Annotated in this window: 3 protein-coding genes; all 3 read left to right on the top strand. The window is 59.7% G+C overall.

Annotated elements, in window-relative coordinates; translation table 11 throughout:
* Window positions 1-152: 152 nt before the first annotated feature.
* The 3 genes from recC to recD are packed head-to-tail and all read left to right on the top strand — an operon-like array spanning window position 153 to window position 9372.
* On the top strand, window positions 153-3602 hold the full coding sequence (gene recC, locus GHO32_RS22530; RefSeq protein WP_153336489.1) for an exodeoxyribonuclease V subunit gamma: 3450 nt from the start codon (window positions 153-155) through the stop codon (window positions 3600-3602).
* Window positions 3602-7291 carry an exodeoxyribonuclease V subunit beta gene (recB, locus tag GHO32_RS22525; RefSeq protein WP_153336488.1) on the top strand — a complete coding sequence of 1230 codons (3690 nt, stop codon included), beginning with the start codon at window positions 3602-3604 and terminating at the stop codon, window positions 7289-7291. Before recC ends, recB begins: the two co-directional genes overlap by 1 nt.
* Complete coding sequence (gene recD / locus GHO32_RS22520) at window positions 7288-9372, top strand: exodeoxyribonuclease V subunit alpha (protein WP_153336487.1); 2085 nt, start codon at window positions 7288-7290, stop codon at window positions 9370-9372. The genes recB and recD overlap by 4 nt, the downstream gene beginning before the upstream one ends.
* Window positions 9373-9464: the final 92 nt, after the last annotated feature.

Here is a 9464-nt window from a genome sequence, read left to right as displayed (position 1 = left end):
GCTTGCAGCTTGCAGCTTGCAGCTTGCAGCTTGCAGCTTGCAGCTTGCAGCTTGCAGCTTGCAGCTTGCAGCTTGCAGCTTGCAATGCGCCAATTCCCCCGAGCAATGTTAAGGTTCGCCTTTGGATTTTGCTTTCTCCTAAGGATGCCGTCATGCCGGTTACTACGTCTCTCAATGCAGGTTTTATGGTGGTCCACGGTAACCGCCTTGATGAGTTACGCAGCCTGGTGGTGAGCTGGATGCGCCTCTACCCCTTGGCGCCTCTGGAGAACGAAATTGCTCTGGTGCAGAGCAACGGTATCGCCCAATGGCTAAAGCTGGCTCTGGCCGAAGATGCTCAAGATGATGATCTGGGCGGCTGCGGTATTGCGGCGGCAGTGGACGTGCAACTGCCCGGCAGTTTTATGTGGCAGTTGTATCGGATGGTATTAGGCAGCGAGGAAATCCCCGCCAAATCGCTGCTCGATAAAGCGCCCCTGACGTGGCGTCTTATGCGCTTGCTCCCGGCACTTATCGATCAGCCGCACTTCGAACCTTTACAGCGCTTTCTAACCCACGACACTGATCTGCGTAAACGCTATCAACTGTCAGAACGCCTGGCCGATCTGTTCGACCAATATCAGGTTTATCGCGCAGACTGGCTGGAGGACTGGGCCGCCGGTCGCCATCAATTGCGCAATGCCCGAGGTGAAAGCCCAGCCTTAAGCCCTGCCAACTGCTGGCAAGCCGAACTATGGCGAGCCTTACTGCTCGACGTTGGCGAGGAGGGCATGTCGCAAAGCCGTGCCGGGGTTCACCAACGTTTTATCGAGAAGATAAACAGTCTCGAACAAGCACCGCCCGGCCTGCCTGCCCGGGTGATCGTTTTCGGCATTTCGTCACTGCCCGCTCAAGCGCTGGAAGCCTTGGCAGGACTCGCACGCTTTAGCCAAGTCCTGTTGTGCGTGCACAACCCTTGTCGCCACCATTGGTCTGACATCGTCGCGGACAAAGATCTGCTACGCCATCAGTACAAACGCCAAGCACGCAAAGCCGGGATGCCCACAGCGCTGGATCTCGACATCCTGCATCAACACGCGCATCCATTGCTCGCCGCGTGGGGTAAACAAGGTCGCGACTACATCAACTTGCTCGATAGCTACGACGATCCCAACAGCTATCGCAGTGCGTTTCGTGATGGCCGCATCGACCTGTTCAGTGAAGTTGAGCCACGCAACCTGCTCAATCAACTGCAAGACGACATTCTTGAGTTGCGCCCCCTTAACGAAACCCGTGAACTGTGGCCCGCTGTCGATTTAGAAACTGATCACTCCATCCGCTTCCACATTGCCCACAGTGCGCAACGGGAAGTCGAGATCCTGCACGACCAGTTACTCAAGCGATTTAGCGACAACCCGGACCTGCAGCCGCGCGATGTAATCGTGATGGTGCCGGATATCGACAGCTATGCCCCGCATATCCGCGCCGTGTTTGGTCAGATCGAGCGCGACGACCGCCGTTTCATCCCCTACACCTTGGCCGACCAAGGTCAGCGCGGCCGTGACCCGCTGCTGATTGCCATTGAGCACCTGCTCAAATTGCCTGACAGCCGTTTCCCGGTCAGCGAGATACTTGACCTGCTGGATGTTCCAGCCTTGCGGGCCCGCTTCAACGTGCAAGAGCGTGATTTACCGACGCTGCACCGTTGGATCGAAGGCGCAGGCATTCGCTGGGGACTCAATGCGCAACAGCGTGCAGGTCTTGGCTTGCCGACTGACCTGGAGCAAAACAGTTGGCGTTTCGGCTTGCGCCGCATGTTGCTGGGTTATGCCGTCGGCAGTGGTGAAGCCTGCGATGGTATTGAACCTTACGATGAAATCGGCGGCCTGGATGCGGTATTGATCGGCCCGTTGGTGGCCCTGCTTGATGCCCTGGAAATCGCCCACCAAGAACTGTCGCAACCGGCATTGCCGCAGCAATGGGGCGAGCGCCTGCAAGCGTTGACGCAGTTATTTTTCCTGGCCGAGACTGAGCACGACGACTACTTGCTGGCCCAGCTCGAGGAGCTGCGTGAGACTTGGCTCGAAACCTGTGAGTTGGTTGGCCTGCAAGACGAATTACCGTTAACCGTGGTACGTGAAGCCTGGTTGGCGGGCCTTGACCAAGGCAAGTTGTCTCAGCGCTTTCTCGCCGGGGCCGTCAACTTTTGCACCCTCATGCCGATGCGTGCGATCCCCTTCAAACTCGTCTGCCTGCTCGGCATGAATGATGGTGACTACCCGCGTGCGCAGCCGCCGCTGGACTTCGACTTAATGGGCAGTGACTACCGCCCAGGTGATCGTTCCCGCCGTGAGGATGACCGTTACCTACTGCTCGAGGCGCTGTTGTCTGCCCGCGAGCAGCTTTATATCAGTTGGGTAGGGCGCAGTATTCGCGACAACAGCGAGCGTCCTGCCTGCGTTTTGATTGGCCAATTGCGCGATCACCTTGCCAGTGGCTGGCACCTTCAAGAAGGTCATGACCTGCTAGAGGCCATGACCCAAGAGCACCCGCTGCAACCCTTCAGCACGCGTTACTTTCACGAAGGTGATCCTCGCCTGTTCAGCTATGCCCGTGAATGGCAACAACTGCACGAACCACAGACGGTCCCGGTGTTGCCCGGAACACTGGCGGCCCACGAGCAGGAAGAGCCTTTGAACCTCACTCAGTTGCAGGACTTCTTGCGAAACCCTGTGCGCCACTTCTTTAGTCAGCGTCTGAAAGTGTTTTTTGAAGCGGCTGAAGTGCCGCTGGAAGATGAAGAACCTTTCGTGCTCGACGCGCTGCAGCGTTACACCCTCAGCGACAGCCTGCTTGAAGCGGCCCTGGCTCAGCCAGATCAGCCGGAACAGGCTTTAGAGCACCGCGCCCGACGTCTGCAAGGCAGCGGTTTGTTACCGATGGCAGGCTTCGGAGAGTGCCTGCAACACGAACTGATTGAGCCACTCCCCGACGTTCTGCAGCGCTATCAGCAGCTTCTGGCTTTGTGGCCAACGCCGCTCAATAGCGCACTGCCGGTGAGTTTTGAAGGTCACGGACTGATGCTGGAAGGGTGGCTGAGCAATCTGCATCAACGCAGTGACAACGGCCTACTGTCCATCACCACGATTCCCAACAGCATTGGGGCGATTAAAACGCGCAAATGGCATCGTCTGACACGCTCATGGGTCAATCACCTGGTGGCCTGCGCCAGTGGCCTGGACATGTCCACTGCCCTGGTTGCCAGTGATGACACCTTGCTGCTCGCCCCGCTAACCCCCGACCAGGCCCGCGATATTCTGGGTAATTTGCTCATGGCCTGGAAAGTCGGCATGGGCCGTCCGCTGCCGGTCGCGGTTAAAACGGCGTTCGCCTGGCTGGCCCAGAGTGATCCGGCCAAGGCCGATGCCGCCGCGCAAAAAGCCTACGAAGGTGATGGTCAAACCAGCGACGGCGAGCGCCGTGAAAGTGCAGCACTGGCGCGCCAGTTCCCCGACTACGCCGCATTGATGGCCGACGGTGAATTTGAGGACTGGTGCGATGCACTCTATCGCCCACTCTTTGATGCGCCTTGGCGCTCATTAAACAGCGAGGAGTCCCGCTAATGAGCGAGCAAAAAGTACCTTTGGCGTTGGCTTTTCCCCTACGTGGCAGCCAACTGATCGAAGCCAGCGCCGGGACCGGCAAAACCTTCACCATCTCGGCCCTCTACCTGCGCCTGATCTTGGGCCATGGCGGCGCCGAGACCGGGTTTGGTCGTGAGTTATTGCCCCCGCAAATTCTGGTGGTGACCTTCACCGATGCCGCCACCAAAGAACTGCGTGACCGCATCCGCACTCGGCTCGCTGAAGCGGCGCGATTCTTCCGTGACGAAATCAAAGCTCCGGATGCGCTGGTTGAACAACTGCGCGACGAGTTCCCGCCTGAGCAGTGGGCCGCCTGCGCTGGCCGCCTCGACATCGCCGCGCAATGGATGGATGAAGCTGCCGTTTCGACGATTCACAGTTGGTGCCAACGCATGCTGCGTGAACACGCCTTCGACAGTGGCAGCCTGTTCACCCAAACCCTCGAAACCGACCATAGCGATTTGCTCGGCGAAGTGCTGCGCGATTACTGGCGACTGTTCTGCTACCCCATGCACGGTGACGCGCTGAACTGGGTTCGGGCTAACTGGGGCGGACCAGGCGCTTTAATGCCACGTGTTCGCGCCTTGTTTGGCAGCTCTCGTCCTACAGCAAATGCAGAACAAACCCCGGCTGAGATTATTGAAGCCTGCTTGCAAGAGCGTCGTCAGGCGCTGTCACAGCTCAAAACCCCGTGGTTGCAATGGGCTCAAGAGCTGCGCGATATCTGCCTGCAAGGCGTGGCCGCCAAAGCCGTTGACGGTCGGAAAATGCAGGCGCGCTACTTCGAACCCTGGTTTGAAAAGCTCAGCGCCTGGGCCTCTGACGAGTCTCAAGAGCAACTTGATCTGGGCACCGGCTTTACCCGCCTGACACCAGACGGCATGGCCGAAGCCTGGAAGGGCGATCCCCCTCATCACCCTGGGCTGGACGCCATGGCAGGGCTGAAAACAGCGCTGGATGCTTTGCCCAGCCCGGATGCTGCCGTACTGGAGCACGCAGCCCGCTGGGTGAGCGCACGCTTTGAAGCAGAAAAGCGCCGCCGTGCCGAGATGGGCTTTGATGACATGCTGCTCAGGCTCGATGCCGCACTGCAGGCTGAGGCCGGTGAGCGATTGGCGACCTTGATCCGCGAGCAATTCCCTGTCGCGTTGATCGATGAGTTCCAGGACACCGACCCAGTGCAGTACCGCATCTTCGAAACCATCTACCGCATCGAAGACAACACCCCGGAAACGGGCTTGTTCCTGATCGGCGACCCCAAACAGGCGATTTATGCCTTCCGTGGCGCGGACATCTATACCTACCTGCGCGCCCGCCAGGCCACCAGTGGCCGGCTGCATACGCTGGACACCAACTTTCGCTCCAGTCATGCCATGGTCGAAGCGGTCAACCTGGTCTTTGAGCGGGCCGAGCAGCGAGACACCGGGCGCGGCGCTTTTTTGTTCCGTAATGGCGATGAAAACCCGGTGCCTTTTGCCCCGGTTAAATCTTCGGGGCGCAAAGACACGTTGCAACTGGATGGCCAGCCCATCACACCTTTAACTTTTTGGCAGTTACCTTCCGAGCAACCAGTCTCGGGCATCGTGTATCGCCAGCAATTAGCGGCGGTGTGCGCCAGCCAAATTGTCGAGTTGCTCAATGGTGGGCAACAAGGTCGCTGTGGCTTCGCCAGAGAAGGCCAGCCCTTAAAAGGTCTGTTGCCCGCTGACATTGCCATTCTGGTCCGCGACGGTAAGGAAGCTCAGGCCGTACGGCGAGAATTATCAGCACGGGGTGTACGCAGCGTTTACCTATCGGATAAGGATTCAGTCTACGCCGCGCAGGAAGCCCACGATGTCTTGGCCTGGCTCAAAGCCTGCGCCGAGCCGGACGTTGAGCGCCCGCTACGCGCCGCATTGGCCTGCATCACCCTGGATTTACCGCTGATTGAACTCGAGCGCCTGAACCAGGACGAACTGGCCTGGGAACGGCGCGTCATGCAGTTCCGTGGCTATCGCGAAACCTGGCGCAAACAAGGTGTACTCGCCATGTTGCGCGGTCTGCTGCATGACTTTGAATTACCTCAGGCCTTGATCGCCCGCCCGGACGGTGAGCGCGTGCTGACCAACCTGTTGCACCTGTCGGAACTGTTGCAACAAGCCGCCGCGGAACTGGATGGCGAGCAAGCATTGATCCGGCATTTGGCCGAACACCTGGCCTTGTCCGGGCAAGCGGGCGAAGAACAAATCCTGCGCCTTGAAAGCGATGAGCAGTTGGTCAAAGTGGTGACCATCCACAAATCCAAGGGCCTGCAATACCCCTTGGTATTTTTGCCGTTTATCTGCTCGACCAAACCTGTGGATGGCAGCCGTTTGCCGCTGCATTACCACGATGCACAGGGCAATGCTCACGTCAGCTTGAAGCCGACGCCCGAGCTGATCACTCAAGCGGATGACGAGCGCTTGGCCGAAGACCTACGCCTGCTCTACGTGGCACTGACGCGTGCCGAGTATGCCTGCTGGCTGGGCGTTGCCGATCTCAAACGCGGCAACAACAACCGTTCGGTCCTGCACCTTTCGGCTTTGGGCTACCTGCTGGGCGGTGGTGCACTGCTGGCTGAGTCCACGGCTTTAGAACGCTGGCTGGCGGACTTGCAGCAAGATTGCACGGCGATCCAGTACGGCCCCGTTCCAGCCGTCAATGATGACCGCTTTTACCCACCGCTCAATCAGGCCACCTTGCTCAAACCGTTGGTGCCGACCCGTCGTGCGGCAGAAAACTGGTGGATTGCGTCCTACAGCGCATTGCGCATTGGTGACAGCCTCAGCCCTGCCGAAGCCCCTGAGAGCGCCCTTGCGCAAAAGCTCTCGGACGATGAACGACTGGACCCGGACGCACCGCGTGATGTGTTGCTCAGCGGTGGCGATATCCACCGATTCCCGCGGGGGCCAAATCCCGGGACCTTCCTCCACGGCTTGCTGGAGTGGGCGGGCAGTGAAGGCTTCAACGCCGATGCCGACACCGTCAAAGACGCCGTAGCCCGGCGCTGTAATCGACGCGGCTGGCAAGGCTGGATCGACACCCTGAGCGACTGGTTGCAGCACCTGCAGCATGAGCCATTGCGTCTGAATAATGGCCAGCCTGCTGTGGTACTGAATGGACTAAACCAGTATCAAATCGAAATGGAGTTCTGGTTCGCCAGCCACAAAGTCGATGTCTTGCAACTGGACCAGCTCGTGCGTGAGCACACCCACGGCGGCGCGGCGCGTGCCGCTGCTGAGCCGAGCCTGCTCAATGGCATGTTCAAAGGCTTTATCGACCTGACGTTCGAACACGAAGGTCGGTACTACGTGGCGGACTACAAATCCAATTGGCTGGGTACCGACGATTCGGCCTACACCGAACAGGCGATGAACACCTCGATTCTGGACAACCGCTACGACCTGCAATACGTCTTGTACCTGCTGGCCCTGCACCGTCAACTCAAGGCCCGCTTGGCGGATTACGACTATGACCAGCACATGGGCGGCGCCTTGTACCTGTTCTTGCGTGGCACGCGCTCGCAAAGCCAGGGGGTGTTTTTTGCCCGGCCGCCCAAACAATTGATCGAAAGCCTGGACCTGTTGTTCCAGGGCAAACCGCAGCTCAAACCCGCTGAACCGGCGTGGGAACAGGGGGTGTTGTTATGAGTCGTTCGTTTGCCGAACTGTTGCCCACGCCACTAACGGCCGAAAGCCTGGCCCAGCTCCAACCCTTGAAACACGCCGCCGATTTGCTGCTGTTGCTTGAGCGTTGGGTTGAGCGCGGCTGGCTGCGCGCACTGGACAAAGCCTTTGTTGCGTTTGTGCATGAACGCGACCCGAAGGGCGACCCATTGGTGCTGTTGGCCGCGGCCCTGACCAGTCACCAACTGGGCCACGGCCACGTCTGCCTCGACTTGTTTGAAACCTTGAAGCAACCGGACTTCGCGCTGTCATTGCCGCCCGAAGGCGACCCGCAAACCGGTGCCATGTTATTGCCCTCGCAACTACTTGAGGCGCTGGATGGCGATACCTGGTGCAAAGCCCTACAGAACAGCGCGTTGGTTGAGCAGGCGGGCGAGCCATCAGCCGACTCGTCGAGCCGCCCTTTGGTGCTCTGCGAACGTCGCCTGTACCTACGCCGCTATTGGGCCTATGAGCGACGAATCGACAGCGCATTGCGCCAGCGTCTTTCATCTCCCGAGCCTACGCCTGACGATTTGCCTGCGCGGCTGAACGGGCTTTTCGGTGCCGCGCAGGGCAATGCGCCGATTGACTGGCAAAAGCTGGCCTGTGCGTTGGCCACACGCGGTGCCTTCAGCATCGTCACGGGCGGTCCGGGCACCGGCAAAACCACCACCGTCGTGCGTTTACTGGCGCTGCTCCAGGCCCCGGCGGTTGAAGCGGGCGCTCCCTTGCGAATCCGCCTGGCAGCGCCCACGGGCAAAGCCGCTGCGCGCTTGACCGAGTCCATCAGCCTGCAAGTTAAATCGTTGGAAGTGGACGACAAGGTTCGGCAAAAAATCCCCAGTGATGTCACCACCGTTCACCGCTTGCTGGGCAGCCGCCCCGGCACGCGGCATTTTCGGCATCACGCTGGCAATCGCCTGCCGCTGGACGTCTTGGTCGTCGATGAAGCCTCGATGATCGACCTTGAAATGATGGCCAACCTGCTGGACGCATTGCCCGAACATGCCCGGCTGGTCCTGTTGGGTGACAAGGACCAGTTGGCCTCGGTCGAGGCGGGTGCGGTATTGGGCGATTTGTGCCGCGATGCCGAAGCGGGCTGGTACACCCCGCAAACCCGTCAATGGCTGGAAGCGGTCAGCGGCGAAAACCTTGCCGCCAGCGGTTTGCAACAAGACCTCGACGGCACCCACCCGCTGGCTCAGCAGGTGGTCATGCTGCGCCATTCGCGGCGCTTTGGTGAAGGCAGCGGCATCGGCCAACTGTCGCGCCGGGTCAACCAGCAACTGCCGCAAGAAGCTCGGGCGCTGTTGATGGCGGGTACTTACCCCGACCTGTTCGCCTTGCCGCTCAAGGGCGAGCAGGACCGGGCCTTTGAGCGTCTGGCGCTGGAGGGCCGAGGGGCAGAGGCCAAAGGCTATCGGCACTACCTTGAAGTCCTGCGCCATCAGCGTCCGCTCGCGGCGGCGGGCCTTGAAGACCCCTGCTGGGCCGCGTGGGCCGGCAAAGTGCTGGAGGCCTTCGAAGCGTTTCAGGTGCTGTGCGCCGTGCGTAAAGGGCCTTGGGGTGTTGAAGGCCTGAACGAGCGAATTACCCGAGCCTTGTTCGCCCGCAAGCTGATTGACAGCGACCAGCATTGGTACGAGGGGCGGCCGGTGCTGATGACCCGTAACGACTACGGCCTGGGGCTGATGAACGGCGACATTGGCATCGCCCTCAAACTGCCCGAGCAGGACGGCCAGAGCCAACGTCACGTCTTGCGCGTGGCCTTTGCCCGTAATGACGGCCAGGGCGGCATCCGCTTTGTACTACCAAGCCGTCTGAATGATGTGGAAACCGTGTACGCCATGACCGTGCACAAATCCCAAGGCTCGGAGTTTTCGCACACCGCGCTGGTACTCCCCGAAGCGCTTAACCCCGTGCTGACCAAAGAGCTGATCTACACAGGTATCACCCGCGCCAAACACTGGTTCAGTTTGGTCGAGCCTCGCGCCGGAGTCTTCGAAGAGGCTGTGCAGCGCAAGGTCAAACGCCTGAGTGGCCTGATGTTGGGCTTGGGGTGATGAGCCGTCAGGTGCCTCAAAAAGGCTGAGGAGTCCGGGCTATTGTGTGACCGATATCACAGTCTTTAAGCGGCTGTGGTATCGTTTCGACA

The sequence above is a fragment of the Pseudomonas sp. FSL R10-2189 genome, assembly GCF_009600325.1.
Classification (GTDB): domain Bacteria; phylum Pseudomonadota; class Gammaproteobacteria; order Pseudomonadales; family Pseudomonadaceae; genus Aquipseudomonas; species Aquipseudomonas helleri.
This window is presented reverse-complemented; position numbering and strand designations above follow the sequence as displayed.

Coding starts and splice junctions, on each gene's coding strand:
- recC (WP_153336489.1), top strand. CDS start 153: ATGCCGGTTACTACGTCTCTCAATGCAGGTTTTATGGTGGTCCACGGT.
- recB (WP_153336488.1), top strand. CDS start 3,602: ATGAGCGAGCAAAAAGTACCTTTGGCGTTGGCTTTTCCCCTACGTGGC.
- recD (WP_153336487.1), top strand. CDS start 7,288: ATGAGTCGTTCGTTTGCCGAACTGTTGCCCACGCCACTAACGGCCGAA.